We start from the raw sequence: 26,596 nt of genomic DNA, 5'->3' as shown, positions 1-26,596 counted from the left end.
TTCCATCGCACGACTGGACGGGCCGCGCTAACCGTCCTCGGTTAAATCCCGATTTACACTTTCGCCGGGTCGGCTAAAGGGGCGCGGATGAGCGACAAGCCCGATCAGAAAAAAGGCTGGTTCCAACGCCTGACGTCCGGCCTGACCCGGACGTCGCAAGCGATGACCGAGCAGGTCACCGGGGTCTTCACCAAGAAGCCCCTGGACCAGGAACAGCTGGACGCCCTGGAAGAGATGCTGATCGAGGCCGATCTCGGCCCCGAGATCGCCGCCCGCATCACCGACGCCTTCGGCAAGGCGCGTTTCGGCAAGTCGTCGACCGATGATGAGGTCAAGGAAGCCCTGGCCGAGCTGATCGCCGCCGAACTGGCCGACCGTCAGGGCGACTTCGACCCCCTGAGCGGCCCGCGCCCCTATGTGGTGCTGTTCATCGGCGTCAACGGCTCGGGCAAGACCACGACCCTGGGCAAGATCGCCGCCGACCTGACCGAGAAGGGCGCGCGCGTGCTGATCGCCGCCGGCGACACCTTCCGCGCCGCCGCCGTCGAGCAGCTGAAGGTCTGGGCCGACCGGGCCGGGGCCGACTTCATGTCCAAGCCCACGGGCTCGGACGCCGCGGGCCTGGCCTACGAGGCCGTCGAGCGCGCCAAGGCCGAGCACTACGACGTCGTCCTGATCGACACCGCCGGCCGCCTGCAGAACAAGCAGGGCCTGATGGACGAGCTCCTGAAGGTCATCCGTGTCGTGAAGAAGGTCGATCCGGATTATCCGCACGAGACCCTGCTGGTCCTGGACGCCACCGTGGGCCGCAACGCCCTGGCCCAGGAGAAGATCTTCGGCAACCAGGTCGGCGTCTCCGGGATTGTCATGACCAAGCTGGACGGCACCGCGCGCGGCGGGGTGCTGGTGCCGGTGGCGCGCGCCTCCGACAGCCCGATCAAGCTGATCGGGGTGGGCGAGGGGGTCGAGGACCTGCAACCGTTCGACGCCCGCGCCTTCTCGCGCTCTCTCGTCGGCCTGAAGGACTGATCCGTGAGCCAAGCGCCCGCTGAAGCCCCACAAGCGGCTTCCAAGAAGAATACAGGCTGGGTGCGGACGGTCGTCGACTACGGCGCGGCCATCGCGTTCGGCGTCGCCTATTTCGTCACCAAGGACTTCCAGAAGGCGACCTGGGTGCTGGTGGCCGCCTCGGCCGCCGCCCTGGCGATCGGCTATGCGGTCGAGCGGCGCCTGGCCCTGCTGCCGTTGTTCTTCGGCGGCATGGCTCTGGTGTTCGGGGCCCTCGGCCTCGTGTTTCACTCCGACGTGTTCGTGAAGATCAAGGTCACGGTGATCAACCTGGCCCTGGCCGCCTTCCTGCTGGGCGGCACGCTGACTGGTCGCCAGCCGCTGAAGCTGCTGATGGGCGAGGCGTTGCATCTGCCCGACGCCGCCTGGCGGACCCTGACCCTGCGCTACGGCGGTTATTTCGCCCTGGTCGCGGTGCTGAACGAGATCGTCCGCAACACCCAGGACACCGACACCTGGGTGAAGTTCCGCCTGGGCCTGTTGCCGCTGGCCCTGGTGTTCGTCGCGACCCAGATTCCCTTCATGATGAAGCACATGGCCAAGGGCGACGCCCCCACGGCCGCCGAGCCGCCGGACGCCGGGTTCTAGTTTCAACCGTCCACGGACCGTTGTCGTCAAACCGACGTGTTACGGTGCTAGCGTTCGTCCGTCGGCCGAGCAGGCCGTGCGAGATGGGGACGCGAGATGGCCAAGAGCAAGGGCGACAAGTCGGTCGGCAGCCTGCTGGAGCGTTCGCCCAGCCATCTGTTGCACCGGGTCCTGCAGCTGGCCCTCGACATCTACGCCGAGGAGTGCGGACAGGCGGGCGTGACCCAGCGCCAGTTCGCCGTCCTGGCCGCCGTGGCCGAGAACGAAGGCGTCACCCAGACGGCCCTGGTCCGCGCCACCGGCATCGACCGCTCGACCCTGGCCGACATGGTCGCCCGCATGATCACCAAGGGCCACCTTGAACGTCAAAGGTCGAGCGAGGACGCCCGCGCCAACAGCGTCCGCCTGACCGACGCCGGCCGCGAGACGCTGGAAGCCGTCCGACCGATGGTGGCCATGGCCGACGCCCGCATCCTGGCCCTGCTCAAGCCCAGCAAGCGCGAGGGCTTCCTCGACCTGCTGGCCGACGTCGCCGGCGCCGAGTTGCACCCGGAAGAGGCGGCTCCGAAGTCCAAGAAGGCCAAGGCCGAAAAGGCCGACAAGCCGAAGAAGGACAAGAAGCCGAAGAAGGACAAGGCCGCGAAGAAGGCGGCTTAGTCGCTAGGCGGGGGCTTAATCACTCCCCGTGCGACAAGATCGACTAAGCTGTTCGTAACAAGCGTGCGAACGATCTCGGCTCGAGACGAGCCGTGTAGGCCAAGCTTCCTCAAATTCTCAATCATTTCAAGTGCCTGTACAGGTAGCGTGATCGAAAATTGATCTGTGCTTGCAGGCTCGCGCTTCCGTGGCATCGGCACACACAATGTTCTTGCAATGTAAGAACATTGCCATAACCTCAGTCCCAACGCATGCGTGATTCGCTTTTTCGCGAGTCAATGCGTAGATAAACGAAGGGGCCGACCAGCCTGCCAGCTGATCGACCCCGTAGAGGTTTGGCGGAAGCGGTGGGATTCGAACCCACGAGACCTCCACAGTCCGGCGGTTTTAAAGACCGCTGCAATCGACCGCTCTGCCACGCTTCCATATGAGGGGCCGTTCCGAAAGGGGCGGCCCCAGCTTATGTATTGCTACGATAACCGCGATTCCCCAACCTATCTAGTGGCCAGGGCCCACTGCGGCACAATATGTTGTTGGGGCGGCTGTGGGTAACGGGGCACCTTAGCGCCACGGGTTGTGCGCCTGTGACGTCAAAACCTTAACCCGTCATGGTTTCTGGCTAGTTAACGAAGTGCGTTAAGAGTAGGAAACAATTAACTACTCGGTGACAGCAGCTTCTTGAAGCGCTGCTCCAAGCTCACTTAAACCAAAATATTCAGCAGCGACCCAGGCCGCAGAATCTTCTGCGGCTGGACGTCGGGCTGCACGAACGGCTTCTGCGGGGCCACGCGTTGTTGCGGCTGAGCCTGGGTCTGCAACTGCACCGTCGAGGGCGCGACCGCCGGACGGGTCGGCGCGGCGTCGGTCAGGGCCGCCTGGAAGAAGGCCGCGCGCGTCCCGGCGCCGGCCTTGGCGGGGACCGACGGGGTCTGCGACGGAACGACGGGCCAGCCGGCGGGACGGACGTTGCTCATGACTCGAAGTCTAGCATGGTTAACGAAAGCTGCGCGAGTATGGTCAACGCGAAGTTAACGCGCCCTGGCCGCGACCTGTCCGCGCACCTTTGGAGGCTATTTCGCCTTCTTCAGCAGGTCCTCGGCCGCGTCGGGCGTCAGCGGGCCGGTGTGCTTGGCGATGATCACGCCGTCCGAACCGACCAGATAGGTTTCCGGCACGCCGGTGACGCCGAACTCCAGCCCCGCCCGGCCGTCGCGGTCGACCAGCTTCAGCGCGAAGGGGTCGCCCAGGCGGGTCAGGAAGGCCTGGGTGTTGGCCGGGGCGTCCTTGTAGGCGACACCGACGACCTTCACGCCCTGCGCCTTCAGGGCCATCAGCTGCGGATGCTCGACCTCGCAGGGCGCGCACCAGGAGGCGAAGAAGTTGACCAGGATCGGACCCTGGCCCGGCATGCGGATCGCCGTCGCCGTCCCGGTGGTCAGCTCGGGTAGCGACAGGGCGGGCGCGGGCTTGCCGACCAGGGCGTGAGGCTGGACGCGCGGGTCCCGCTTCAGCGCATAGCCCGCGAACAGGCCGGCCAGGGCCAGCAGGACCAGCAGCGGAACGAAGGCCAGCCAGCGCTTCACGACTTGGTCGAGTCCAGCTCGGCCTGCAGGCGCTCGGCCTCGCGCCGCCAGCGACGGGCCATCAGGAGGCTGCTCGTGATCATCCAGGCGAAGGCGACCGCCGAGATGGCGAAGGCCGGCCACAGATAGAGGGCGTGCTTGCCCGCGTCGAAGTCGAAGCTCATCGCGCGCCCTCCGCCAGCTTCATGGAGAGGCTCCGGGCCCGCCGACGCCAGACCAGAGCGCGGATGCGCACCAGCCACAGCGCGCCGAACGCGCCGAGATAGGCCAGGCCCATCAAGAGGGCTGGCCAGGCGTAGATCGCCGGCAGGCCGTCGCCCTTGGCGGCCATGAAGGTCGAGGAGCCCTGGTGCAGGGTGTTCCACCACTCGACCGAGAACTTGACGATCGGCAGGTTGATCAGACCGACCAGGGCCAGGATCGCGGCGGCGCGCGCGGCCTTCTGCTCGTCCTCCAGCGCCCCGCGCAGGGCCATGTAGCCGAGATAGAACAGCAGGAGGACCAGCACCGAGGTCAGGCGCGCGTCCCACACCCACCAGGCGCCCCACATCGGCTTGCCCCACAGCGAGCCGGTGATCAGGGCCAGGGCGGTATAGACCGCGCCGATCGGGGCGCAGGCCTGGGCGGCGAGGTCGGCGAGGGCCTGGCGGAACACCAGGGCCAGGAAGCTGGCCACGCCCAGGCACAGATAGATGAAGATGCAGATCGAGGCGGCCGGGATGTGGATGAACATCATCCGCACCGTGTCGCCCTGCTGATAGTCCTCGGGGACCAGGAAGGTCAGGACCAGGCCGACGGCGGCGGCGATCGCGGAAAGCACGCCCAGCAGCGGGGCGGCCCACCGCGAGAAGGCCATGAACCGCTCGGGGTTGGTCAGGAAATCGAACGTGTGGCGCGCGTCCATGGATCACGCTCTAGAGCGGCCGGGCGGCGCGGGCAATGGCCGTATCGCTACGGAGCCGGAGAAGAAGGGCGACGCGTGCAGGCGCGCCGCCCTCCGGACGTAAGGTCGGGGTCAGCCGACCTTGCGCTGGATCACCGTGGTCCGGGAGCCCTTGAACGGGACCGGGCCGCGGGTCTCGAAGCGACGGACGAAGATGTGGTCGCCGCCGGCTTCCGGGCCGAGGGCGTCGAACGCCTTCTGCTGGCTGGGCGACAAGGCGGTGTAGAAGGCGCGGGTGGCGGCGGCGCGCTTCTGCAGGGCCTCGGCGGCCTTGGTCATCTGGTCCAGACGCTCCAGCGTGGTCGGCGGCTTGCGGTCGACCAGGCGGTCCATCTTCTCGTCCGCCTTGTCGTCGTCCTTGTCCTTGCGAACCATGATCTTGGGCGAGGTGGCGTCCACATAGGCCTTCAGCGCGCTCTCCTGATCGGGACGCAGCTGCAGGATGTCGCGCAGGTGATCGGCGCGCTTCTCCGGATCGGCCCCTCGGCCGTGGTGCATGATCATCATGCCGGGACCCATGGCCATCATGGCGTCCATCGGCGGCAGCGGCGCGGGCGGCGCGGGCGGCGCAGGGGGAGCCGGCGGCGCTGGCGGGGCGGGAATCTGAGCCGAAGCGGCGCCGGCGGCCAGGGCGGTGACGGCGGCGCTCGCGAGCGCCAGACGGATAAGGCTTTTACGCATGGTGTGAGCTCCTGTCGTTCTACGGACAAAAGCTTGGCCATCGCGATGTGGCGCGAAAATGTCAGGATAGATGAACAATTCTACAGACTTGACGCGGGGCGGAGACACACGGGTTTGCGCGTCGGCCCAGGGGCGCTATCACCACTGACAATTTCGGGCCTCACCGACGCTAGACGTCGCCATGAGGCGGGCCGCGCGGCCTGCTCCTGCCCGCCCCTCATCCGCGGAGTCCGCATGAAGTCGATCGCGTTCCTGGCCCTGGCCTTGGCCGGCGTCTGCTGGGGTCTTGGCTTTCCCACGGGCAAGCTGATCCTGACGGAGACGCAGGCCGCTCACATGGTGCTGCTGCGGTTCGCGGTCGCCGCCCTGGCCGCCGCGCCGTTCGCCCTGCGCCGGCCGGAGGTGCGCGCCCTGTTCCGCTCGCCGATCGTCCTGGCGGCGGGCGTGCTCTACGGCGTGGCCTTTCTTGTTCAGTTCGAAGGCCTGGCTCATGTCAGCGTGACGGTGGCGGCCCTTCTGGTCGGCGCCATGCCCGCGCTGATCGCCGTCAGCGCCCGGGTGCTGGGCGAGAAGGTCTCGAAGGCCTCCTGGGCGGGCGTGGCCGCCGCGACCCTCGGCGCGGCCCTGATCGCCGGCAAGCCGGACGGCGCCAGCTCGCCCTGGGGCGTGGCCCTGTCGATCGCGGCCCTGTTCGTTTTCCTGGCCTGGCTGCTGGTGCTGCGCCGCGCCCCGGCCACGTCCAACCCGATGGCCATTCCGGCGGTGTCGATCATCGTCGCCGCGGCGACCGTCCTGCCGATCGCCTTCGTCATGCATGGCGCGCCAAGGCTGGACCTGAGCGCGCCGGTCTGGGCCGCCGTGGTCGCCCAGGGCGTCCTGGCCACCCTGCTGGCGACGGCGGCCTGGCAGTTCGGCGCGGCCCGGGTCGGCGCCGCCAGCGCCGGGGTGTTCATCAACATCGAGCCGCTGATCGGCGCGGGCTGTGGGGTGCTGCTGTTCGGCGACCACCTGACCCTGCCGCTGCTCGCGGGCGGCCTGATGATCATCGGCGGCAGCTTCGCGGTGGTGCTGGGCGAACGCAACGCCGCGCCGGGCGATCTGCAGGCGACCGTGGCGCCCACCCCTTGATCCTGGCGCCCTAGTCGAGCGCGTTGCGGCAGGCCGCGCCCATGGCCAGCGGCGACAGGGCCACCGCGCCGGCGCAATAGGCCAGCATCAGCAGCAGGCCGCCGGTCCAGGGCAGGCCGGCCGAATAGCCGTCCAGCGCCCCCGCGCCGAAGATCACCGGCGGGGCGAACAGCGGCAGCACGATGACGGCGACCAGGAGGCCGCCACGCTTGCTGCCCAAGGCCAGGGCCGCCCCCAGGCCGCCGAGGAAGGCGAAAGCCAGGCCCCCGATCAGGGCGCATAGCACAAGCAGCGGCATCACCTTGATGTCGGCGCCCAGCATCAGCGCCGCGACGGGGGCCGCGAGGGCCAGGGGCGCGCCCGTCGCCAGCCATTGGGCCAGGCACTTGGCGACCGCGACAGCCTCCAGCGGCGCGGGGCCCAGGGCCAGCAGGTCCAGCGTCCCGTCCTCGTAGTCGCGCTCGAACAGCCTTTCGAGGGAGAGCAGGGCGGCGAGCGCCAGGGCCAGCCAGGCGATACCCGGCGCGATCGCGGCCAGGCGCTCGGGCGCGCGGCCCGAGGCCATGGGCAGCAGCACCACGACGCAGGCGTAAAAGGTCAGGGCCAGCAGCGGGCCGCCGCCCCGGCCCCAGGCCAGGGACAGCTCGCGCCGCAGAAGGACGCCGAACGCCTTCATTGGCCAATCTCCCCAATGGCGATGCTTCGCGTGGGGATCGGCAGAGGGTCGTGCACCGAGGCCAGGATCATGCCGCCGCCGGCCAGGTGCTCGGCCATGACCTCGCCGAACGCGGCGCGTTGGCCCGCGTCGAGCGGGGCCATCGGCTCGTCCAGCAGCCACAGGGCGCGGGGGCTGGCGGCCAGGCGCGCCAGGGCCAGGCGTCGTCGCTGGCCGGCCGACAGGCGCCGGACTTCCAGGTCCAGCAGGCGCAACAGGTCAAAGCGTTTCGCCGCCGCGCGGGCCGACTCCTCGGTCCCGCCGGTCCACAGGGTCTGGAAGCGCAGCTCCTCCCAGGCGGTGCGGCTGGATTTGAGCCCGTCCTGGTGGCCCAGCAGATGCAGGTGCTCGGCGCGAGCCGCATCAGCTTCCATGGGCCCGCTAGCGCCGTCGAACGTGATCGTCCCCTCGGCCGGGCGCAGCAGGCCGGCGACCGCGCGCAGCAGGCTGGTCTTGCCCGCGCCATTTCGTCCCACCAGCACCGCGGCTTCGCCCGCCGCGAGGGTCAGGTCCAGGCCCGAGAACAGACGACGCTCGCCGCGTGTAATCGCCAAATCCTTTATGAGAACAACTCTCAACACGCCAAGACCCCGCGCGCGACATGGACGTTGAGCCAACGCAGCGCTAAGAAGCGCGCGGTCGTCCCCCTCCAGTCGGTTTGGGTGGTACGCGGCGCGGAGGCGGAACCTGTGTGTCCCTTCCGATCAGCGCGTGATCCCGGGAGTGGTTTTCGGGCGGCCGTGGACAGAGAAGGATCCTTGAATATGGCGTCTGTGGACAGCCTGAAAGCCCGTCGCGAGCTTAACGTCGGCGGCAAGACCTACGTCTATTACAGCCTTCGCGCCGCCGAGGAAGCCGGTCTTGCCGGAACTTCTTCGCTGCCGGTCTCGATGAAGGTGCTTCTCGAAAACCTGCTGCGCAACGAGGACGGCGTCTCGGTCGCCGAGGAAGACCTCAAGGCCGTCGCCGCCTGGCTGCAAAACAAGGGCAGCGTCGAGCACGAGATCAGCTTCCGCCCCGCGCGCGTGCTGATGCAGGATTTCACCGGCGTTCCCGCCGTCGTCGACCTGGCCGCCATGCGCGACGCCATGGTCGCCCTGGGCGCCGATCCGGCCAAGATCAACCCGCTGAACCCGGTCGACCTGGTCATCGACCACTCGGTGATGGTCGACAACTTCGGCAACCCGAAGGCCTATGACGACAACGTCAAGCGCGAGTACGAGCGCAACATCGAGCGCTACCGCTTCCTGCGCTGGGGTTCGTCGGCGTTCAACAACTTCCGCGTCGTGCCGCCCGGCACCGGCATCTGCCACCAGGTGAACCTGGAATACCTGGCCCAGACCGTCTGGACGAACGAAGTCGACGGCGCCGAAGTCGCCTATCCCGACACCGTCGTCGGCACCGACAGCCACACGACCATGGTCAACGGCCTGGCCGTGCTGGGCTGGGGCGTGGGCGGCATCGAGGCCGAGGCCGCGATGCTGGGCCAGCCGATCCCGATGCTGATCCCCGAAGTCATCGGCTTCAAGCTGACCGGCGCCATGCCGGAAGGCGCGACGGCCACCGACCTGGTGCTGACCGTCACCCAGATGCTGCGCAAGAAGGGCGTGGTCGGCAAGTTCGTCGAATTCTACGGCGACGCCCTGGCCAACCTGACCCTGGAAGACCAGGCGACCATCGCCAACATGGCTCCGGAATACGGCGCCACCTGCGGCTTCTTCCCGATCTCGGCCTCGACCGTCGCCTATCTGAAGGGCACCGGCCGCACGCCGGAACGCGTCGCCCTGGTCGAAGCCTACGCCAAGGAGCAAGGCCTGTGGTGGGAGCCGGGCGTGCCCGAGCCGACCTTCACCGAGACACCCTGGAACTCGACCTCTCGAGCGTCCAGCCTTCGCTGGCCGGCCCGAAGCGTCCGCAGGATCGCGTCCTGCTGGCAGACGCCGCCGCCAAGTTCGCCGAGTCGCTGGTGGGTGAGTTCGGCAAGGCCGAGACCCCCGATCTGCGCGCCCCGGTCGAGGGCGAAAACTTCGACGTCGGTCACGGCGACGTGGTCATCGCGGCCATCACCTCGTGCACCAACACCTCCAACCCCTCGGTGCTGATCGCCGCCGGCCTGCTGGCCAAGAACGCGGTCGCCAAGGGCCTGAAGGTCAAGCCGTGGGTGAAGACCTCGCTGGCCCCCGGCTCGCAGGTGGTCACCGACTACCTGGCCAAGGCCGGCCTGACCAAGTCGCTGGACGCCCTGGGCTTCAACCTCGTGGGCTACGGCTGCACCACCTGCATCGGCAACTCGGGTCCGCTGCCGGAAGCCATCAGCAAGACGATCAACGACGCCGACCTCGTCGCCTGCTCGGTGCTCTCGGGCAACCGCAACTTCGAAGGCCGCGTGAACCCGGACGTCCGCGCCAACTACCTGGCCTCGCCGCCGCTGGTGGTGGCCTACGCCCTGGCCGGCAGCCTGAAGATCGACCTGGCCACCCAGCCGATCGGCCAGGACAAGAAGGGCAACGACGTCTACCTGAAGGACATCTGGCCCTCGAACGAGGACATCGCCGCCCTGCAGCGCAAGGCGATCAACGAGAAGATGTTCGCCACCCGCTACGGTGACGTCTTCAAGGGCGACAAGAACTGGCAGGGCATCAAGGTGACCGGCGGCCAGACCTACGCCTGGGAAGCCGACTCGACCTACGTCCAGAACCCGCCGTACTTCCCCAACATGTCGATGACGCCGGCTCCGGTGACCGACATCGTGGAAGCCCGCATCCTGGCCGTCTTCGGCGACTCGATCACCACCGACCACATCAGCCCGGCCGGTTCGATCAAGGCGTCCAGCCCGGCCGGCAAGTTCCTGATCGACCACGGCGTCCAGCCGGTGGACTTCAACGGCTACGGCGCCCGCCGCGGCAACCACCAGGTGATGATGCGCGGCACGTTCGCCAACATCCGGATCCGCAACCGCATCACCCCGGACATCGAAGGCGGCGTGACCAAGCACTTCCCGACCGGCGAAGTGATGTCGATCTACGACGCGGCCATGAAGTACCAGGAAGAAGGCCGTCCGGCGGTCGTCTTCGGCGGCAAGGAATACGGCACCGGCTCGTCGCGTGACTGGGCGGCCAAGGGCACCAAGCTCCTGGGCGTGCGCGCGGTGATCTGCGAGAGCTTCGAGCGCATCCACCGCTCGAACCTGGTCGGCATGGGCGTTCTGCCGCTGCAGTTCGTCCAAGACGGCTGGCAGAAGCTGGAGCTGACCGGCGAGGAAATCGTCTCGATCCGTGGTCTGACGGACCTGGCGCCGCGCAAGCAGCTGATCGTCGAGCTCTATCGCCCGACCGACGGCCGCATCGCCCGCTTCCCGGTCCGCTGCCGCATCGACACCCCGACCGAGCTTGAATACTTCAAGAACGGCGGCGTGCTGAACTACGTGCTGCGCAACCTGGCGCGCGCGGACTAAGCGACAGCCTTCGGGCTTGATCACGAGACGGCCGGCTCCTCGCGGGGCCGGCCGTTTTCGTTTCGGCCCCATCTGGCTTCGACATCGTCGTTTTGGGGCGCGTGAAAACGATGTCTCCACGATTTCTCCCCATGGACCGCCGCTATTCACGGCCTCGTGAACGGATATCCTGGGCGTTCTTGGCTTAAGTGACCCGCAATGCGTAAGGCCGCCCTCTCCCTGTTCTGCCTGGCCCTGTCCGGCGTCGCTTCGTCCCTGGCTTGGGCTCCCGCCGCGTGGGCGGGCAAGCCGCCCGTGGTGGTCGAGCTGTTCACGGCCCAGGGCTGCTCGTCCTGCGGCAAGGCCAACCAGCTGGCGGCCGAGCTGTCCCAGCGCGACGGCGTCCTGGCCCTGACCTACTCGGTCGACTACTGGGACTATCTCGGCTGGAAGGACACCTTCGCCAAGCCGGTCTTCGCCGAGCGCCAGCGCGCATACGCCAAGAAGTTCGCCCTGCGCGACGTGCCCACCCCGCAGATGGTGGTCGCCGGCCGCGTGCAGGCTTCCGGAACCAAGGCCGAGGCGGTCGAGGATCTGGTGAAGTCGGCGGCCAAGGCGCCGTCCAACCCGCCGGACATGGAGTTCGTGGGCAAGACGCGGGTCGCCGTCGGCTCGGGTCCCGCTCCGCGCGGCGGCGGCGAGGTCTGGCTGGTGCGCTACGACCCGCGCGAGCAGGACATCGCCGTCAAGCGCGGCGACAACAAGGGCCAGACCCTGGTCCACCGCAATGTGGTGCGCGAGCTGGTGCGCCTCGGGCCCTGGGCGGGCAGGCCCAAGCTCTATCGCCTGCCGCCGGCAGGCGAATCCGATCTGGTGACGGTCGTGCTGGTGCAAGGCGCCAAGGGCGGCCGCATCCTGGGTGTTCTGCAACCCTCCGCCGCCGAGAACTGACCTCGGCGCGTCCTGAGATCCCTGCGCTTCCGGACAAGGAAAAACCCGCGCGGCGGGGAGGGGAATGGCCGCGCGGGTTCCTTAAGCATCGCCGAAGGCTTGGGACCGGAGGGGCTGGGGGGGCTGGACAGGGTCCCCGGTCCGTCTTCGTCGACCCTGCTGTTATCGACCGCCAAGCCGGCCAGGGATGGGCCAAACCAAGGTCGTTTAGAGGCGCGGCGTGGCCGTCGTGCGGCGAGCATCTCCGCCCTGTTACAGAGAGGGCTAACGCAAAAAGCCCGCGCGGGAGGGGATCCGCACGGGCTCGTTGGGGGAGGGGGATACTTCAAGTTTGTCGGCTGACCGGCCCGCGATCTGGGGGCTGGGGGGGCTGTTCAGGATCCTGACCACAGGGTCTCCGATCAGCCGACATTGATCTTATCGAGCCGCAAACAGGCGGGCGAAGGACCGAAATAAGGTCCTTTCAGGGCGCACCATGACCATCCCATGTCATTTTCGCCGGCTGTGACCCGACTGACACGCGGCTGTTCCAATTGGCCGTTTTCGGACTAGATTCGCCTCATGGCCCTGGAATCGCAGCCCAACCCGGTCGGCGGCGTCGTGTTCTTCGAGCGACGAGAGCTTGATCAGCTGATGCGCCTCTATGGCCGGATGGTCGCCGCGGGCGAGTGGCGCGACTACGGCATCGCCGGCCTCGCCGACCGAGCCGTTTTCTCGATCTTCCGTCATGCGGCGGAGGCGCCGCTCTATCGGGTGGAGAAGCATCCGGCCCTTGCTCGCAGGCAGGGCGCCTGGGCGGTGTTTGGCCAAGGCGGGCAAATCCTCAAGCGCGGCCACGAGCTGGCCCAGGTGCTGAGGGTGTTCGAAAAAGGCAAGTTCTCGGTCGTCGACTGACCGCCTGGGTCAGAACGAGAAGGCCAGCTTGGCGCCGACGAAGCGACCGTCCTTGTCGTAGCCGCGGGCCGTCCCGACGCCGCTGTCGTCGGCGCTGGGCTGGATGCCGCACAGGAGGCCGGCGGCCCCGGTGACGCCGCCTTCACGCCGTTCGACCGAGGTCTTGGCCACGCCGCGGGGCAGCGGCGTCGGCGCGCCCTCGTAGCGTAGCGGCGCGGGGGGTCGACGGGCTTGGAGAGGCTCAGGCGGGGCGAGGCCAGCAGGGGACCGGGCGCGATCTTCGGATAGGCGGGGAGGGCTTGGGCGTGCGCGGCGGCCGCGGCCAGGGCGAGCGCGGCGGCGAGGCTAAGGGTCCGGATCATCGCGTCCTCCAAGGTCCTTGCCCGACAATGTGGGCGCGCGGGGTCGCCGCGTCGAGCGTGGCCGCAGCAAAAAGCCCCGGCGGTTTCCCGCCGAGGCTCCTGGCTTCCGTCTTCCGTCCGTCGCTTAGCGGCGGCTGCCCATGATGCTGAGCAGGAATTGGAACAGGTTGATGAAGTTCAGATAGAGGCTCAGCGCGCCGTAGTTGGTGGCCACGGCCATCGACTGCTGGTCGCCGCCCAGCTGGTAGTAGGTCATCTTCAGGCGCTGGGTGTCATAGGCGATCAGGCCCGCGAAGATGAACACGCCCAGGATGCTGATGATGAAGCCCAGACCCGGCATCGGGAAGAACATCTGCACCAGCGAGGCCAGAACCAGACCGATCAGGCCCATGATCAGGAAGCTGCCGAAGCCGGTCAGGTCCTTCTTGGTCGTGTAGCCGAACAGGCTGAGGCCGCCGAACGCGATGGCGGTGATCAGGAAGGTCGCGGCGACCGAGGCGCCCGTATAGGCCAGCAGCCAGACGCCGAGGCCCGCGCCCATCGAGGCGACCAGCGCCCAGTAGAGGATGCCGGACGAGCGGGCGGTCGGGTTGCGCATGGCGAACATGGCCACCAGCATCATCGCCAGCGGCGCGAAGCGGATGACCGTGCCCAGCATCGTGAAGCCGGCCAGGCGGCCGTCGGGGGTCAGCACGTAAAGCAGGCTGGCCACCGGCTGATAGGCGCTGGTCAGGAAGGCCAGGCCAGCCGACAGCAGGAGACCCAGCGCCACCTTGTTGTAGACGCCGAGCATGAAACTACGCAGGCCGGCGTCAACCGACATGTCGGCGCGATCCGCCGGGATCGAGCGCGCGTAGCCGCGGTTGAAGTCGTTCATCGAATTAAGCCCTTGAGCTAGGCGTCCACGGTGGACGCTTCCCAAATATCGGGTGTCCTCGCGCTTGGCGCAATCCCCGTTCGAAAAGTGTTCATGGTATGCGCCCGCGCGCCGCCGCGACGCTTCCCAACCCGCCGCTCGACGCCTTAGAACGAAGACGAAAACAGGATTGGGAAAGCGCCGATGGAGTACGCCAAGCTGGGTCGGACCGATGTGACGGTCTCGCGCTGCTGCCTGGGCACCATGACCTGGGGCTCGCAGAACACTGAAAGCCAGGCCCACGAGCAGATGGACTACGCCCTCGGTCGCGGCGTGACCTTCTGGGACACGGCCGAGATGTACGCCAGCCCGCCCAATCCCGAGACCCAGGGCCGCACCGAGGAATACATCGGCTCGTGGTTCCAGAAGACCGGCAAGCGCCACGAGGTCGTGCTGGCCTCCAAGGTCGCCGGCCAGGGCGCGGCGTTCGGGGGGCTGTCCTGGATGCGCAAGGACGGCGCGACCACGCGCCAGACCAAGGCCCAGATCGACGAGGCCGTCGAAGGCTCGCTGCGCCGGCTGAAGACCGACTACATCGACCTCTACCAGCTGCACTGGCCCGACCGCCGGGTGCGGGTGTTCGGCGGCCAGACCTACAAGGACTACGACCAAGACTTCGAAAGCTTCGGCGACATCCTCGAGGCGCTGGACGCCCACGTGAAGAAGGGCTCGATCCGCCACGTCGGGGTCTCGAACGAATTCCCCTGGGGCGTGATGCGGTTCCTGGCCGAAAGCGACACCAAGGGGCTGCCGCGCGTGGCCTCGATCCAGAACGCCTACCACCTGGCCAACCGCACCTTCGAATACGGCCTGGCCGAGATCGCCATGCGCGAGCAGGTGGGCTTGCTGGCCTATTCGCCGCTGGCCCAGGGTCAGCTGACCGGCAAGTACCTGGACGGCGCCGCGCCCGCCGGCTCGCGCAAGGCGCTCTACAACCGCATGCAGCGCTACGAGGGGCCGGGCGCGCAGGAGGCGTTCCACGCCTATGTCGCCCTGGCCCAGGCCAACGGCCTCGACCCGGCCCAGCTGGCCCTGAAGTTCTGCGACGCCCGTCCGTTCGTGACCGCCACGATCATCGGCGCGACCTCGATGGAGCAGCTGAAGACCAATATCGACGCCTTCGACCTCGATTGGACCGACGACCTGGAAGACGCGGTCAACGCCATCCACGCCCGCCACCCCAATCCGTGCCCGTAAGCGTTAGGTTGGACATGCTCCGTCTCTTCACCGCCATAGCCATCCCGCCGGAGATCGGCGAGGGCCTGCTGTCGCGCCAGCACGGGATCGAGGGCGCGCGCTGGCGGCCTCTGGAGGCCTTTCACATCACCCTGCGCTTCATCGGCGACGTGGCCGAGAATGTGGCCGATGATCTCGACGAGGCGCTGATGCAGATCGACGCCCCGGCCTTCGACCTGACCCTGGCCGGCGTGGGGCATTTCGGCGAGGGCGCGGACATCCACGCGGTCTGGGCCGGGGTCGAGGACAGCGCCCCCCTGCGTCGCCTGCAGAAGGCCAACGAAAGCGCCGCCCGCGCGGCCGAGCTCAAGCCCGAGACGCGGATCTATACGCCGCACGTCACCCTGGCCTATCTGAAGCGCGCCGCCGTTCCCGAGGTCGGCGCCTGGATCCAGGCGCACAATCTCTTGAAGTCGCCGAGCTTTCCCGTCGACCGCTTCGGGCTCTATTCCAGCTGGCAGACCAGCGCCGGGTCGGTCTATCGGCTGGAGCGGGAGTATTTGTTGAGGGGGTAGGGGGCGGGGCTCACATTCAGCGCTCCCACCGTCACGATGCGTATCCGCATCGCGCCACCTCCCCCGTTTCACGGGTGAGGAAGAGGTGGTCACCCTCCTGCCCCGCTTGCGGGGGAGGTGGCTCGGCGCGAAGCGACGAGACGGAGGGGGCGTCTATCCCCGCCCGCCCCTACAGCATCGCCGGAATGACGCGGTCCGGCGGCCGGTGGCCGTCCATGAAGGTCTTCACGTTGACGATGACCTTCTCGCCCATGTCGATGCGGCCCTCGACCGTGGCCGAGCCCATGTGGGGCAGCAGCACGACGTTGGGCAGCTTCAGGAGCTTGGGGTTGATGGCCGGCTCGTGCTCGTAGACGTCGAGGCCGGCGCCGGCGATCTCGCCCTTGGCCAGCATGTTGGCCAAGGCGCCCTCGTCGATCACCTCGCCGCGAGCGGTGTTGACCACGACGGCCTGCGGTCGCAGCAGCTTCAACCGGCGGGCCGACAGCAGGTGGTAGGTCGCCGGCGTGTGCGGGCAGTTGACCGAGATGAAGTCCATCCGGGCCAGCATCTGGTCCAGGCTTTCCCAATAGGTGCAGCCCAGCTCCTCGGCGATGCGCGGGCTGACGGGCTTTCGGTTATGGTAGTGCACCTGCATGCCGAAAGCCTTGGCGCGGCGGGCGACGGCCTGGCCGATGCGGCCCATGCCGATGATGCCCAGGCGCTTGCCCCACAGGCGGCGGCCCAGCATCCAGGTCGGCGACCAGCCGTGGAACCCGCCGGCCTTGACCACCTCGGCGCCTTCGACGATCCGGCGCGAGGCGGCCATGATCAGGGTCATGGTCAGGTCGGCGGTGTCTTCCGTCAGGACGCCGGGCGTATTGGTGACGATGATGCCGCGCGCATTGGCCGTGGCGACGTCGATATTGTCCACGCCCGCGCCGAAATTCGCGATGAGCTTGAGCCGGTCGCCGGATCGCGACAGAAGGCGCGAGTCGATGCGATCGGTGATCGTCGGCACCAGCACGTCGGCCCGGCTCATGGCGTCGACGAGCTCGTCGGCCGTCATCGGGGTGTCGGTGATATTCAGTTCGGTGTCGAACAGTTCGCACATCCGCGTCTCCACCGGATCGGGGAGTTTGCGGGTGACGACGACTTTGAGCTTGCGGGCGGCCATGGTCGGACTGAAAAGCTCTCACTGACGGGCGTTTGAAAGCTGTAGCAAAGGGGCCCGAAGGGGCCAAGCAACATGCCGTCGAAAACAGAACAAGGTTCGGCCCGGAAGCGTTTCACGCGACTTTTTTTGGGACTCGCCGCCTTCGCCGCCGGTCCGGCGGCCGCCGAGGGGCCCCGGATCACGCCGTCAGGGCTGGAGGTCCCGCGCTACGTCTCGCTGAAATACGCCGAGGTGAACGCCCGCAAGGGCCCGGACGAAGCCCACCAGCTTCTGTGGGTCTACCGCGCCAAGGGCCTGCCGGTGCAGGTCGTGGCCGAAACGCGCGAGTGGCGGCGAATCTGCGACCCCGAGGGCGGCCTGGCCTGGGTGCACAGACGCACCGTCGACGGCCGGCGATCGGCGATGCGGGTCCAGCCGACCAACCTGCCGCTGCTGAGCGCGCCGAAAGACGGGGCCAAGATCAACGCCTATCTGAAGTCGCGGAGCGTCGCGGCGCTCGACAAGTGCGAGGACGGCTGGTGCCGGCTTCGCGCCGACGGGGCCTCCGGATGGGCGCGCGAGCGCGAGATCTGGGGCGCCGATCCCGCCGTCCAGTGCCGCAAGGGTTGACCGCTTCACGACCTGTTTCGACAGGGAAACATTGAGGCGCGGCCCGCCGCCGTGCTAGGGCGTGGCCCATGCAGAAGAACGCCTACTCCTACGAAGAACTCCTGGCTTGCGGCCGCGGCGAGCTTTTCGGCCCCGGGAACGCCCAGCTGCCGGCCCCGCCGATGCTGATGTTCGACCGGATCGTCCGCATCGAGTCGGAAGGCGGAAAGTTCGGTAAGGGCTATGTCGAAGCCGAATTCGACATCAATCCGGACCTCTGGTTCTTCGGCTGCCACTTCATCGGCGACCCCGTCATGCCCGGGTGCCTGGGCCTGGACGCCATGTGGCAGCTGGTCGGCTTCTTCCTGGGCTGGTCGGGCGCGCCGGGTCGCGGCCGCGCCCTGGGCGTGGGCGAGGTCAAGTTCACCGGCCAGGTCACCCCGGACGTCAAGAAAGTCGTCTACAAGATCGACCTGAAGCGGGTCATCATGCGCAAGCTCGTCATGGGTATCGGCGAAGGCGTTCTGGAGGCCGACGGCAAGGTCATCTACGAGACCAAGGACCTGAAGGTCGGCCTGTTCACGCCCGAGCAAATGGCTTGATCCGTTAGTCGAGACCGGTCGTTTAGCGATAGAACCGGCCCCTGACGGATCGGAGGGGGAGAAGAGGATTTACAGAATGCGTCGCGTCGTCGTCACCGGACTGGGGATCGTCTCGTCCATCGGCAACAACGCCAATGAGGTGCTGGCCTCCCTGCGTGAGGCCAAATCCGGCGTTGTCGCCGCGCCGGAATACGCCGAGCTGGGTTTCCGCTGCCAGGTCCATGCCGCGCCTCAGATCGAGTGGGAGCCGCTGGTCGACCGCCGCGCGGCGCGCTTCCTCGCGCCCGGCACCGCCTATGCCCACATCGCCATGGAGCAGGCGATCGCCGACTCGGGCCTGACCGAGGGCGAGATCAGCCACGAACGCACCGGTCTGATCGTCGGCTCGGGCGGTCCCTCGACCCGCGTCATCGTCGAGGCCGCGGCCACGACCAAGGAAAAGGGTCCCAAGCGGATCGGTCCGTTCGCCGTGCCCAAGGCCATGAGCTCGGGCCCGTCGGCCGTGCTGTCGACCTGGTTCAAGATCCGCGGCATCAACTATTCAATCAGCTCGGCCTGCGCGACCAGCGCCCACTGCATCGGCGCGGCCGCCGAGCAGATCCAGATGGGCAAGCAGGACGTCGTCTTCGCCGGCGGCTGCGAGGAGCTGGACTGGACCTTGTCGAACCTGTTCGACGCCATGGGCGCCATGAGCAGCAACTTCAACGACCGTCCGGCCGTGGCCAGCCGCGCCTATGACAAGGCCCGCGACGGCTTCGTGATCGCCGGCGGCGCCGGGATCGTGGTGCTGGAAGAGTACGAGCGCGCCAAGGCGCGCGGCGCCAAGATCTACGGGGAGCTGGTCGGCTACGCCGCCAATTCCGACGGCTACGACATGGTCGCCCCCTCGGGCGAGGGCGCGGCGCGCTGCATGAAGCTGGCCATGGCCGACGCGGGAAACCGCGCGATCGATTATCTGAACCCGCACGGCACCTCGACGCCGGTCGGCGACAGCAAGGAGATGGGCGCGGTGCGCGAGGTGTTCGGCGACAAGCCGCCGATGATCTCGTCGACCAAGTCCCTGACCGGCCACAGCCTGGGCGCGGCAGGCGCGCAGGAGGCCATCTACTCGATCCTAATGCTCGACAACGGCTTCGCCGCCGAGAGCGCCCACATCGAGGAGCTGGATCCCGAGTTCGCCGACCTGCCGATCCTGCGCCAGCGCGTCGACAAGCCGCTCGAGACGGTGATGTCCAACAGCTTCGGCTTTGGCGGCACCAACGGCACGCTGATCTTCGGGAAGGTCTAGGATTGAGCGGCAGGGTTCCGCCCAACGGCCAGCCCTGCTAACCAGCGCTCAACGATTTGCCAAAGAGGGCCCGACACATGGCCGACGATTACGCGTTCCCCAAGGGCGAGCTGATGCGGGGCAAGAAGGGCCTCGTCATGGGCGTGGCCAACCACAACTCGATCGCCTGGGGCATCGCCAGCCAGCTGGCCGCCCAGGGCGCCGAGATGGCCTTCACCTATCAGGGCGAAGAGCTGGAGCGCCGCGTGCGCCCGCTGGCCGAGAGCATCGGCGTCAAGACGATGATCCCGGCCGACGTCACCGACGACGCCTCGATGGACGCGGCCTTCGCCACGATCGAGAAGGAGTTCGGCACGCTGGACTTCGTCGTCCACTCGGTGGCCTTCGCCAACAAGAACGAGCTGAAGGGCTCGTTCGTGGACAACACGACCCGCGAGGGCTTCCTGATGGCCATGAACATCTCGGCCTTCAGCTTCGTGGACGTGGCCAAGCGCGCCTCCAAGCTGATGCCGAACGGCGGTTCGCTGATCACCATGACCTATCTGGGGTCTGAGCGGACCATCCCGAACTACAACACCATGGGCGTGGCCAAGGCGGCGCTGGAAGCCTCGACGCGCTACATCGCCCGCGACCTCGGTCCCAAGGGCATCCGCGCCAACGCCATCTCGGCCGGCGCCATGCGCACCCTGGCCCTGGCCGGCATCTCGGGCGGCCGCAGCATGATCGCCCAGGGCCGCGCGTTCTCGGCGATGAAGGAAGACACCTCGATGGAAGGCGTCGCCGGCTGCGCCCTGTGGCTGGCTTCGGACCTCGGCAAGTCGACCACGGGCGAAGTGGTCCACGTCGACGCCGGCTTCCACATGATGGGCATGCCCGACCAGGAAGAGGCGTAAGCCCTTTAAGGCGCGTAGGCCCGCATGAACCGTTCGGCCGCTTCCCGCGCGAAGCGGCCGAACTCCTCGGGCGTCTTGTCCGAAGGCAGCCGCAACAGCGAGCGCATCTGGCTTTGGCCCATGATCATGCCGGAGAAGAACTCCGCCGCCTGATCGCAGTCCTCGACCTTCATCCGGCCCAGCTCGGTCTCGGTCCGCAGAAACGCCGCGAGCTCGCGCCGAGCGCTCAGGGGGCCCGCCTCGTAGACTTCCTGGGCGACGTCGGGCATCTCACCCGCGCCCATCATCACCACCCGCAACATCGAATAGCTCTTGTTGATGATCACCGTCTCCAGCAGGGAGAGGGCGTAGGCCTCCAGCGCCGCGGTCGGATTGTCGACGGCCGCCTGGCCGCGCAGGGGCGCGGTGACCCGCTCCACCCGGCGCTGCATCAGGGCGCGCATCAGCTCGGCCTTGGAGCCGTAGTGATTGTAGACCGTCTGCTTGGAGACCCCCGCCCGCTTGGCGATGGCTTCCATGGGCGCGGCCAGGCCCCGCTGGCCGATCACCTCGACGGCGGCGTCGAGAATGGCCTCGGTCTTGGCGACGTCGATCTGTCCGGGGACGCGCGGCATCAGTGGGCGTCCGACGGCGGGGGCGGCGCGCCCTTGGCGGGGGTGGCCAGCAGCGAGACGAAGGCGGCCAGGAAGCAGCCGATCGCCAGCAGGGTGAAGCTGTCGCCGAACGCCATCACGGTGGCCTGCTGCTCCATCATGCCGCCGATGGCCTTGCGGGCCGCGCCGGCGGGATCGGCGACGCCCAGCTGCATCATGCGCTCGGTCAGGCCCGCCATCATGCTGGCCGTCGGCCCGCCCTGGGTCACCTTCGAGGTCATGTCGTCGTAGTAGAGCGCCGTCTGCTGGGTGATCGAGGTGGCCAGCAGGGCCAGGCCAACGGCGCCGCCGGTGTTGCGGGCCAGATTGACCAGGCCTGAGGCGTTCTTGACCATGTGCGGCGGCAGGGTGCTCATCGTGACCTGCTGGGTGGCGATCATGGCGATCATCACGCCCACGCCCCGGCAGGCCTGGACCCCGGCGAATTCCCAGAAGCCCCAGTCCTTGGTCACGCCATGGGCCATGTACATGCCCCAGCCGGCCAGCAGGAAGCCCAGGCACATCGGCACGCGCGGATCGGTCTTTCGCACCAGGCGTCCGGCGATCGGTCCGGTCAGGAACATCGACAGGCCCGACACGACCATGGTGGTGCCGACCTCCGACGCCGAATAGTGCCGCACCCGGCCCAGAAACTGCGGCAGCAGGAAGGTGCCGCCGAACAGGCTGGCCCCCGAAACCGCGGTCATCAGGACGCCGACCGTGAAATTGCGGTTCGAGAAGGCTCGAAGCTCGACGATCGGGTTCTTGTAGGTCAGCTGCCGCCAGATGAAGAGCGACCCGCCGATGACGGCGGTGACCGTCAGCCACAGGATGGCGGTGTCGTCGAACCAGTCGTCCTTGGCGCCTTCCTCCAGCACGTACTGCATGCTCATCAGGAAGACCGCCATGACGGCCAGGCCGAACCAGTCGAAGCCCTTGGCCAGGCTGGGGTCGCCCTTGTCGAAGTCGCCCCAGCGCGCCACGCCAAACAGCACGATAAGGCCGGTCGGCACGTTGATGAAGAACAGCCAGCGCCAGGACAGGGCCTCGGTCAGATGGCCGCCCAGGGTCGGGCCGACGGTCGGGGCCAGGGTGACGATCAGGCCCATGATCACGCTGGCGGTGATCCGGCGCTCCGGCGGAAAGGCGGTGAAGGCCACGGCGAACACCGTCGGGATCATCGCTCCGCCGATGAAGCCCTGCAGCGCCCGCGTCAGGATCATCATGTCGATCGACGAGCTAAGACCCGTCAGCACGCTCATGACGATGAAGCCGGTGCAGGAGGCCAGGTACAGGCGCTGGGTGCCCCACAGCCGCGACAGATATCCCGACAGCGGGATCATCACGACCTCGGGGATCAGATAGGCGGTCTGGATCCAGCTGATCTGATCGGTGCTGGCGCCGACGCCGGCCTGGATCTGCGGCAGCGAGGCCGCGACGATCTGGATGTCCAGGATGGCCATGAACTGGCCGATCACCATCGCGCCGAAGCCGAGGAACAGCTTGGTCCAGTTCACCTCGGGCTTGGCCGGAGCCTGGGCGGCGCCCGAGGCGGGGAGGGCGGCGTCGGTCATGACGCGTCCGCCGGCTAGCGGGCCACGCCCTGGCGGGCGACCTGCGGCGTGGCCTGGCCCGCCTCGGCGAACGAGGGCCCCGAGCGGTCGCGCACGTCGACCTTGACCTCGACCGAGAGACCCGGACGCAGGGCCGCGCCCAGCTGGCTGCGGTCGACGGCGATCTTCACCGGCAGGCGCTGGGTGATCTTGGTGAAGTTGCCGACCGCGTTCTCGACGGGGATCAGGGCGAACTCCTGGCCGGTCGCGGGGGCGAAGCTGTCGATCTTGCCGACGATCTTCTCCTTGCCGAAGGCGTCGGCCTTGATCTCGACCGGCTGGCCGACGCGGATCCGCGCGACCTGGGTCTCCTTGAAGTTGGCGACGACATAGGCCTGGCCCAGCGGAACGACCGACATCAGGGCCACGCCCGGCTGGACCAGCTGGCCCGGGCGAACCGAGCGGGCGCCGACAACGCCGGCGGCGGGCGCGCGGATCACGGTGCGCTCCAGGTTCAGCTTGGCCTGTTCGACGGCGGCGTGGGCGGCGGCGGCCTGGGCGATCGCCTGGTCCTTGGCCGAGCCCAGCGACTGGGCGGCGCGGCGTTCGGCCTCCAGCGCGGCCTGGGCGCTGGCCACGCTGGCGGCGGTCTGGGTGGCGGCGGCGCGCTCGGTCTGGACCTTCTGTTGCGACACCCAGCCTTGGGCGGCCAGGGCGTTGTAGCGCTCGAGATCGGCCGTGGCCCGGCCCGCGTCGGCCCGGGCGCTGGTCACGCCGGCCGCGCGCTGGGCGATCATCGCCTGTTCGAGGCTGTTCTTGTCGTCGATGGCGCGGACGGCCGCGTCGGCGGCGTTGGCGTTGGCGATCGCCTGGTCGACGATGGCCTGGAAGGTCGACGGATCGATCTTGGCCAGCACCTGGCCGGCCTCGACCCGCTGGTTGTCGGCGACCAGCACCTCGGCCACATAGCCGGAGACCTGCGGGCTGATCTGCACCGTATCGGCCTGGACGAAGGCGTTGTCGGTGCTTTCGAAGCGCTGTTTGTCGAGGAACCACAGGGTCCCGCCGACCACGACGGCGATCCCGACGATCCCGCCGACGATCATCGGGACAAGCTTCTTGTTTTGCGGCGTCGCCATGCGTCCAGATCCCTGTCGAGAAGGCTCAGGCGCGCCGGATATTTCGGCCCGGCGCGCGGGGCAAGGGATAAATGGACGCACCCGTCCAGAAATCAATGAACGCTGGAAGAAGTTTTTTCGGTCAGGCCGCGCGGCGTCCCCGGTCTTGCGCGCCACCGCCCTCCGCGAGGCGGAAACGCTGCACCAGCCGGCCCAGTTCGCGCGCCTCGTTGGACAAGGTGTGGCTGGCGGCGGTGCTCTCCTCGACCATCGCGGCGTTCTGCTGGGTGGCCTGATCCATCTGGTTCACGGCCGTGTTGACCTGCTGAAGGCCCGTCGACTGTTCGTTGGCCGACGCGGCGATCTCGGCGACGATCCGGTTCATGTCCTGGACGCCCGAGATGATGCGCCGCAGGGCCTCGCCCGTCTCGCCGACCAGGTTCACCCCCTCGTCGACCTGCTGGGTCGAGGTCGAGATCAGGGTCTTGATCTCCTTGGCGGCCTCCGCCGACCGCTGGGCGAGCGCGCGGACCTCCTGCGCCACCACCGCGAAGCCCTTGCCCGCCTCGCCCGCCCGCGCCGCTTCCACCCCGGCGTTAAGGGCCAGCAGGTTGGTCTGGAAGGCGATTTCGTCGATGACGCCGATAATGGCCCCGATCTCGCGCGAGCTGGACTCGATCTGGCCCATGGCGGCCACGGCCCGATCGACGATGTCGCCGCCGCTCTCGGCGTCCTTGCGCGCGTTGTCGACCGTGCGGCGGGCGCTGCTCGCCCCCTCGGCGGTCCTGCGCACGGTGGCGGTGATCTCGTCCAGGGCGGCGGCGGTCTCTTCCAGGCTGGCGGCCTGCTGCTCGGTGCGCCGCGACAGGTTGTCGGCGGCATGGCTGATCTCGGAAGAGCCGGCCTGGATGCCGCCGACCACGCCGTTGATCACGCCCATGGTCTGGGCCAGCTGATCCATGGCCGCATTGTAGTCGGCCTGGAGCTTGCGATAGGCGTCGGGGAAGGTCTCGCGCAGGCGGAAGGTCAAGTCGCCTCCGGCCAGCGCCTCCAGGCCCTCGCCGACCTGGGCGACGACGGTCGCCTGTTCGCGCGCGTTGGCCGCGCGTTCGGCCTCCCCGGCCTGCCGGACGCGCTCGGCTTCCGCGCGCTGCTCGGCCGCCAGGCCTTCCAGCCGAATCTTCTCGATGGCCGCTTCCTTGAAGGTCAGGACGGCGGCGGCCATGCCGCCGATCTCGTCCTTGCGACCCACGGCGGGCACGTCCACCGTGTTGTCGCCGCCGGCCAGGCGGCGCATGGCCGCCGTCATGGCGGTGACCGGCGTCGCGATCGCGTTCGACAGCAGCCAGCCCATCAGGCCGGCCGTGCCCACGGCCAGGGCGCCGGCGACGGCCAGGGTGACCAGAGCGGTCGTGAAGGCCTTGTCCTGTTCGGCCCTCCGGGCGGCCAGTTGCTGGGTCTCGACCTTGGACATCTCCTCCAACACCTTGCGGATGTTGGTCAGGCGGCCCGTCTTGGCGATTTCGAGCCGCGCGATCTCGACGGTGGCCGGATTTTCGACGTCCGAGATCTGCTTGGCGATCTCGGTTTCGAAAACGGCGACCGCGGCCGCCAATTTCTCGACGCGGACCTTTTCATCGGGGCTCTCGACGCCGGCGACGAGGCGCTCGTAGGCCTTCTTGTACTCGCCTTCGTACTTCTTGCGCTTCTTCAGGAACGACGCGTCCAGGCTGGCGACATAGCCCCGCACCGCGTTCTGCTCCTCGACAAGCGCGGCCGTCGTATCCGTGATCGCGGCGACATAGGCGTAGCTGTGGGCGTTCAGATCGGTGATCCGCTGAATCGAGGTCAGGCCGACCGCGACGACCGCTCCGGCGGCGACGACGCCCAGAACTAGAACCGCGAACGCCAACAGCAGCTTGTGCGCAACTTTCAAATTAGACATGGGTCCTATCCCGATCCCGCAATCGGCCGACATCACCGCCTATCAGGGTTAATAAACCCGCACTGAGTTTCGGGATTTAGTGGGATAACCGGAGTCTTCGATGGATGAATCGCTGTAGAGCGTGAGTAGACTGGAGAATTCATATCTTCGAGCGACATTTTGACGCAGAATGCGACGCGTGAAAGTAGTCTCCTTTCAATACAATCCGTATAGAGACTATCTAACTAGTCTGGAATATTGACTTTGAGATTTTCCGAGGCGCGTTCTCGCGCCCCATCGCCGCCGCCGCTTGGGCGTCGCGATGAGCCGCAACCGTTCTGGGCGACGTCCGTTAAGCGTCATGGGAGGTTCCGATGACGCCACCATCTTCGAAGGGCCAGTCCCCGCTCGATATGTTGCGGCCGACCTTATGGCTCGCCGCGGCGGCCTTCGCGGCCGGGTTCGGCGGCTATCTGGCGGTCGCGATCAAGGCGGCCCAGACGACCGGGCGGCTATAGCCTATTTCGATCCGGTCGACCCGAAGCCGCCGGCGCCGCGGTCGGTCTCGTCCAGGTCCTCGACCTCGACCAGCGGCCATTGCGGAGCCGCGGCGATGACGCCCTGGGCGATGCGGTCGCCCCGACGGATCGTGAAGTCTTCCTCGCCCAGATTGATCAGCAGCACGCAGACCTGGCCGCGATAGTCGCTATCGACGGTGCCCGGCGCGTTGACCACGGTGACGCCGTTCTTGAAGGCGAGGCCCGAGCGCGGCCGCACCTGCATTTCCCAGCCATCGGGGACCGCCACCGAGAAGCCGGTCGGCGCCATGCACCGTGCGCCGGGCTTCAGGACGATCGGCTCAGCCTCCGGCACGGCGGCCCGCAGATCGAACCCCGCCGCGCCGGCCGTGGCGTAGGTCGGAACCGGCAGGTCGGCGTTGCCTTCCCAGCGCTTGAAGCGGATGACGAGACCGGCGGGAAGGGCGGACATGTAGAGTTCCTGTTCTGGAGACAGGCCGGCTTTAGCTGATTTGCGGGGGGCGGGGCCAGGGGCTGGCCCTTGTGCGTCCCCCTGGTGAGGAGGCGTGGCGGCGGTGAAGCGCCCAATTCATGGCGGCCCTGTCCCCGCGGGCGCCGCTTTCCGCGTAAGAATTGTGAACAGGCCCAGGTCTC

Annotated in this window: 28 protein-coding genes and 1 pseudogene; 14 read left to right on the top strand and 15 right to left on the bottom strand. The window is 67.9% G+C overall.

What is annotated here, in order from left to right; translation table 11 throughout:
* Window positions 1–87: 87 nt before the first annotated feature.
* The 3 genes from ftsY (at window position 88) to CSEG_RS20985 (ending at window position 2,313) form a co-directional block, all read left to right on the top strand.
* Window positions 88–1,029: a signal recognition particle-docking protein FtsY gene (ftsY, locus tag CSEG_RS20995; RefSeq protein ID WP_013081240.1), complete on the top strand. Its 942-nt coding sequence runs from the start codon at window positions 88–90 to the stop codon at window positions 1,027–1,029.
* Between the two features lie 3 nt (window positions 1,030–1,032).
* On the top strand, window positions 1,033–1,656 hold the full coding sequence (locus tag CSEG_RS20990; RefSeq protein ID WP_013081239.1) for an inner membrane-spanning protein YciB: 624 nt from the start codon (window positions 1,033–1,035) through the stop codon (window positions 1,654–1,656).
* Between the two features lie 96 nt (window positions 1,657–1,752).
* Window positions 1,753–2,313, top strand: coding sequence for a MarR family winged helix-turn-helix transcriptional regulator (locus tag CSEG_RS20985; protein ID WP_013081238.1), 561 nt, complete (start codon window positions 1,753–1,755; stop codon window positions 2,311–2,313).
* Window positions 2,314–3,014: 701 nt separating this feature from the next.
* On the opposite strand, the gene CSEG_RS20975 is transcribed toward CSEG_RS20985, so the two are convergent.
* The 5 genes from CSEG_RS20975 to CSEG_RS22170 form a co-directional block, all read right to left on the bottom strand.
* Entirely contained in the window at window positions 3,015–3,287 is a 273-nt protein-coding gene (locus CSEG_RS20975) for a hypothetical protein (RefSeq protein WP_013081237.1), read from the bottom strand.
* A 96-nt stretch (window positions 3,288–3,383) separates the two neighbouring features.
* On the bottom strand, window positions 3,384–3,896 hold the full coding sequence (locus CSEG_RS20970) for a DsbE family thiol:disulfide interchange protein (protein ID WP_013081236.1): 513 nt from the start codon (window positions 3,894–3,896) through the stop codon (window positions 3,384–3,386).
* Window positions 3,893–4,060 carry a heme exporter protein CcmD gene (gene ccmD, locus CSEG_RS20965; RefSeq protein ID WP_013081235.1) on the bottom strand — a complete coding sequence of 56 codons (168 nt, stop codon included), beginning with the start codon at window positions 4,058–4,060 and terminating at the stop codon, window positions 3,893–3,895. The genes CSEG_RS20970 and ccmD overlap by 4 nt, the downstream gene beginning before the upstream one ends.
* Entirely contained in the window at window positions 4,057–4,800 is a 744-nt protein-coding gene (ccmC, locus tag CSEG_RS20960) for a heme ABC transporter permease CcmC (RefSeq protein ID WP_013081234.1), read from the bottom strand. Before ccmC ends, ccmD begins: the two co-directional genes overlap by 4 nt.
* Window positions 4,801–4,911: 111 nt before the next feature.
* Window positions 4,912–5,520 (bottom strand): Spy/CpxP family protein refolding chaperone, encoded by a 609-nt coding sequence (locus CSEG_RS22170; protein ID WP_013081233.1) that lies wholly within the window; start codon window positions 5,518–5,520, stop codon window positions 4,912–4,914.
* A 234-nt stretch (window positions 5,521–5,754) separates the two neighbouring features.
* Here CSEG_RS22170 and CSEG_RS20950 point away from each other — a divergent pair, with 234 nt between their 5' ends.
* Entirely contained in the window at window positions 5,755–6,648 is an 894-nt protein-coding gene (locus CSEG_RS20950; protein WP_013081232.1) for a DMT family transporter, read from the top strand.
* Window positions 6,649–6,658: 10 nt separating this feature from the next.
* On the opposite strand, the gene ccmB is transcribed toward CSEG_RS20950, so the two are convergent.
* Both ccmB and ccmA read right to left on the bottom strand, forming a co-directional pair.
* Entirely contained in the window at window positions 6,659–7,324 is a 666-nt protein-coding gene (ccmB, locus tag CSEG_RS20945; protein ID WP_013081231.1) for a heme exporter protein CcmB, read from the bottom strand.
* The gene (gene ccmA, locus CSEG_RS20940; protein WP_013081230.1) at window positions 7,321–7,944 is read right to left on the bottom strand and encodes a heme ABC exporter ATP-binding protein CcmA; all 624 of its coding nucleotides are present in this window, start codon (window positions 7,942–7,944) and stop codon (window positions 7,321–7,323) included. Before ccmA ends, ccmB begins: the two co-directional genes overlap by 4 nt.
* A 183-nt stretch (window positions 7,945–8,127) precedes the next feature.
* Here ccmA and acnA point away from each other — a divergent pair.
* The 3 genes and pseudogenes from acnA (at window position 8,128) to CSEG_RS20925 (ending at window position 12,641) form a co-directional block, all read left to right on the top strand.
* Window positions 8,128–10,817: pseudogene (gene acnA, locus CSEG_RS20935) on the top strand (aconitate hydratase AcnA).
* Between the two features lie 198 nt (window positions 10,818–11,015).
* Window positions 11,016–11,747: a DUF1223 domain-containing protein gene (locus CSEG_RS20930; protein WP_013081229.1), complete on the top strand. Its 732-nt coding sequence runs from the start codon at window positions 11,016–11,018 to the stop codon at window positions 11,745–11,747.
* Window positions 11,748–12,308: 561 nt separating this feature from the next.
* Window positions 12,309–12,641, top strand: a complete 333-nt coding sequence (locus CSEG_RS20925; RefSeq protein ID WP_013081228.1) for a DUF2794 domain-containing protein — start codon at window positions 12,309–12,311, stop codon at window positions 12,639–12,641.
* A gap of 9 nt (window positions 12,642–12,650) precedes the next feature.
* Here CSEG_RS20925 and CSEG_RS20920 read toward each other — a convergent pair whose 3' ends face one another.
* Complete coding sequence (locus tag CSEG_RS20920) at window positions 12,651–12,812, bottom strand: hypothetical protein (protein WP_013081227.1); 162 nt, start codon at window positions 12,810–12,812, stop codon at window positions 12,651–12,653.
* A 315-nt stretch (window positions 12,813–13,127) separates the two neighbouring features.
* Window positions 13,128–13,880, bottom strand: coding sequence for a Bax inhibitor-1/YccA family protein (locus tag CSEG_RS20915; RefSeq protein ID WP_013081226.1), 753 nt, complete (start codon window positions 13,878–13,880; stop codon window positions 13,128–13,130).
* Window positions 13,881–14,063: 183 nt separating this feature from the next.
* On the opposite strand from CSEG_RS20915, the gene CSEG_RS20910 reads away from it, so the two are divergent.
* Together CSEG_RS20910 and thpR are read left to right on the top strand one after the other, a co-directional pair.
* Window positions 14,064–15,116, top strand: coding sequence for an aldo/keto reductase (locus tag CSEG_RS20910; RefSeq protein WP_013081225.1), 1,053 nt, complete (start codon window positions 14,064–14,066; stop codon window positions 15,114–15,116).
* 14 nt (window positions 15,117–15,130) lie between these two features.
* Window positions 15,131–15,670, top strand: a complete 540-nt coding sequence (gene thpR / locus CSEG_RS20905) for an RNA 2',3'-cyclic phosphodiesterase (RefSeq protein ID WP_013081224.1) — start codon at window positions 15,131–15,133, stop codon at window positions 15,668–15,670.
* Window positions 15,671–15,839: 169 nt separating this feature from the next.
* Here thpR and CSEG_RS20900 read toward each other — a convergent pair whose 3' ends face one another.
* Window positions 15,840–16,826: a 2-hydroxyacid dehydrogenase gene (locus tag CSEG_RS20900; protein ID WP_013081223.1), complete on the bottom strand. Its 987-nt coding sequence runs from the start codon at window positions 16,824–16,826 to the stop codon at window positions 15,840–15,842.
* 72 nt (window positions 16,827–16,898) lie between these two features.
* On the opposite strand from CSEG_RS20900, the gene CSEG_RS20895 reads away from it, so the two are divergent.
* From CSEG_RS20895 to CSEG_RS20880, 4 genes are all read left to right on the top strand, one after another.
* Window positions 16,899–17,435, top strand: a complete 537-nt coding sequence (locus tag CSEG_RS20895; RefSeq protein WP_013081222.1) for an SH3 domain-containing protein — start codon at window positions 16,899–16,901, stop codon at window positions 17,433–17,435.
* A 68-nt stretch (window positions 17,436–17,503) separates the two neighbouring features.
* The gene (gene fabA / locus CSEG_RS20890; protein ID WP_013081221.1) at window positions 17,504–18,016 is read left to right on the top strand and encodes a 3-hydroxyacyl-[acyl-carrier-protein] dehydratase FabA; all 513 of its coding nucleotides are present in this window, start codon (window positions 17,504–17,506) and stop codon (window positions 18,014–18,016) included.
* A 76-nt stretch (window positions 18,017–18,092) separates the two neighbouring features.
* Window positions 18,093–19,304: a beta-ketoacyl-ACP synthase I gene (gene fabB, locus CSEG_RS20885; protein WP_013081220.1), complete on the top strand. Its 1,212-nt coding sequence runs from the start codon at window positions 18,093–18,095 to the stop codon at window positions 19,302–19,304.
* Window positions 19,305–19,381: 77 nt separating this feature from the next.
* Window positions 19,382–20,197, top strand: coding sequence for an enoyl-ACP reductase FabI (locus tag CSEG_RS20880; RefSeq protein WP_013081219.1), 816 nt, complete (start codon window positions 19,382–19,384; stop codon window positions 20,195–20,197).
* Window positions 20,198–20,202: 5 nt separating this feature from the next.
* On the opposite strand, the gene CSEG_RS20875 is transcribed toward CSEG_RS20880, so the two are convergent.
* From CSEG_RS20875 to CSEG_RS20860, 4 genes are all read right to left on the bottom strand, one after another.
* Entirely contained in the window at window positions 20,203–20,811 is a 609-nt protein-coding gene (locus CSEG_RS20875) for a TetR/AcrR family transcriptional regulator (protein ID WP_013081218.1), read from the bottom strand.
* The gene (locus CSEG_RS20870) at window positions 20,811–22,403 is read right to left on the bottom strand and encodes a DHA2 family efflux MFS transporter permease subunit (protein WP_013081217.1); all 1,593 of its coding nucleotides are present in this window, start codon (window positions 22,401–22,403) and stop codon (window positions 20,811–20,813) included. Before CSEG_RS20870 ends, CSEG_RS20875 begins: the two co-directional genes overlap by 1 nt.
* 14 nt (window positions 22,404–22,417) lie before the next feature.
* Complete coding sequence (locus CSEG_RS20865; protein ID WP_013081216.1) at window positions 22,418–23,521, bottom strand: HlyD family secretion protein; 1,104 nt, start codon at window positions 23,519–23,521, stop codon at window positions 22,418–22,420.
* Window positions 23,522–23,642: 121 nt separating this feature from the next.
* Window positions 23,643–25,445 carry a methyl-accepting chemotaxis protein gene (locus CSEG_RS20860; RefSeq protein WP_013081215.1) on the bottom strand — a complete coding sequence of 601 codons (1,803 nt, stop codon included), beginning with the start codon at window positions 25,443–25,445 and terminating at the stop codon, window positions 23,643–23,645.
* Window positions 25,446–25,798: 353 nt separating this feature from the next.
* Between CSEG_RS20860 and CSEG_RS22945 the strand changes: the two genes are divergently transcribed.
* Window positions 25,799–25,942: a hypothetical protein gene (locus tag CSEG_RS22945; protein ID WP_013081214.1), complete on the top strand. Its 144-nt coding sequence runs from the start codon at window positions 25,799–25,801 to the stop codon at window positions 25,940–25,942.
* A gap of 1 nt (window position 25,943) precedes the next feature.
* On the opposite strand, the gene dut is transcribed toward CSEG_RS22945, so the two are convergent.
* Entirely contained in the window at window positions 25,944–26,414 is a 471-nt protein-coding gene (gene dut / locus CSEG_RS20855) for a dUTP diphosphatase (protein ID WP_013081213.1), read from the bottom strand.
* Window positions 26,415–26,596 lie beyond the last annotated feature (182 nt).

This window comes from Caulobacter segnis ATCC 21756 (assembly GCF_000092285.1).
GTDB classification, from domain to species: Bacteria; Pseudomonadota; Alphaproteobacteria; order Caulobacterales; family Caulobacteraceae; genus Caulobacter; species Caulobacter segnis.
The sequence above is the reverse complement of the archived record's forward strand: the minus strand, read 5'-3'. Positions and strand labels throughout refer to the sequence as shown.

Bases quoted from the DNA above. Each gene is read 5' to 3' on its own strand.
- ftsY (WP_013081240.1), top strand. From the start codon at position 88: ATGAGCGACAAGCCCGATCAGAAAAAAGGCTGGTTCCAACGCCTGACG.
- CSEG_RS20985 (WP_013081238.1), top strand. From the start codon at position 1,753: ATGGCCAAGAGCAAGGGCGACAAGTCGGTCGGCAGCCTGCTGGAGCGT.
- CSEG_RS20975 (WP_013081237.1), bottom strand. From the start codon at position 3,287: ATGAGCAACGTCCGTCCCGCCGGCTGGCCCGTCGTTCCGTCGCAGACC.
- ccmD (WP_013081235.1), bottom strand. From the start codon at position 4,060: ATGAGCTTCGACTTCGACGCGGGCAAGCACGCCCTCTATCTGTGGCCG.
- ccmC (WP_013081234.1), bottom strand. From the start codon at position 4,800: ATGGACGCGCGCCACACGTTCGATTTCCTGACCAACCCCGAGCGGTTC.
- CSEG_RS22170 (WP_013081233.1), bottom strand. From the start codon at position 5,520: ATGCGTAAAAGCCTTATCCGTCTGGCGCTCGCGAGCGCCGCCGTCACC.
- CSEG_RS20950 (WP_013081232.1), top strand. From the start codon at position 5,755: ATGAAGTCGATCGCGTTCCTGGCCCTGGCCTTGGCCGGCGTCTGCTGG.
- ccmB (WP_013081231.1), bottom strand. From the start codon at position 7,324: ATGAAGGCGTTCGGCGTCCTTCTGCGGCGCGAGCTGTCCCTGGCCTGG.
- CSEG_RS20930 (WP_013081229.1), top strand. From the start codon at position 11,016: ATGCGTAAGGCCGCCCTCTCCCTGTTCTGCCTGGCCCTGTCCGGCGTC.
- CSEG_RS20925 (WP_013081228.1), top strand. From the start codon at position 12,309: ATGGCCCTGGAATCGCAGCCCAACCCGGTCGGCGGCGTCGTGTTCTTC.
- CSEG_RS20915 (WP_013081226.1), bottom strand. From the start codon at position 13,880: ATGAACGACTTCAACCGCGGCTACGCGCGCTCGATCCCGGCGGATCGC.
- CSEG_RS20910 (WP_013081225.1), top strand. From the start codon at position 14,064: ATGGAGTACGCCAAGCTGGGTCGGACCGATGTGACGGTCTCGCGCTGC.
- thpR (WP_013081224.1), top strand. From the start codon at position 15,131: ATGCTCCGTCTCTTCACCGCCATAGCCATCCCGCCGGAGATCGGCGAG.
- CSEG_RS20900 (WP_013081223.1), bottom strand. From the start codon at position 16,826: ATGGCCGCCCGCAAGCTCAAAGTCGTCGTCACCCGCAAACTCCCCGAT.
- CSEG_RS20895 (WP_013081222.1), top strand. From the start codon at position 16,899: ATGCCGTCGAAAACAGAACAAGGTTCGGCCCGGAAGCGTTTCACGCGA.
- fabA (WP_013081221.1), top strand. From the start codon at position 17,504: ATGCAGAAGAACGCCTACTCCTACGAAGAACTCCTGGCTTGCGGCCGC.
- fabB (WP_013081220.1), top strand. From the start codon at position 18,093: ATGCGTCGCGTCGTCGTCACCGGACTGGGGATCGTCTCGTCCATCGGC.
- CSEG_RS20880 (WP_013081219.1), top strand. From the start codon at position 19,382: ATGGCCGACGATTACGCGTTCCCCAAGGGCGAGCTGATGCGGGGCAAG.
- CSEG_RS20875 (WP_013081218.1), bottom strand. From the start codon at position 20,811: ATGCCGCGCGTCCCCGGACAGATCGACGTCGCCAAGACCGAGGCCATT.
- CSEG_RS20870 (WP_013081217.1), bottom strand. From the start codon at position 22,403: ATGACCGACGCCGCCCTCCCCGCCTCGGGCGCCGCCCAGGCTCCGGCC.
- CSEG_RS20865 (WP_013081216.1), bottom strand. From the start codon at position 23,521: ATGGCGACGCCGCAAAACAAGAAGCTTGTCCCGATGATCGTCGGCGGG.
- CSEG_RS20860 (WP_013081215.1), bottom strand. From the start codon at position 25,445: ATGTCTAATTTGAAAGTTGCGCACAAGCTGCTGTTGGCGTTCGCGGTT.
- CSEG_RS22945 (WP_013081214.1), top strand. From the start codon at position 25,799: ATGACGCCACCATCTTCGAAGGGCCAGTCCCCGCTCGATATGTTGCGG.
- dut (WP_013081213.1), bottom strand. From the start codon at position 26,414: ATGTCCGCCCTTCCCGCCGGTCTCGTCATCCGCTTCAAGCGCTGGGAA.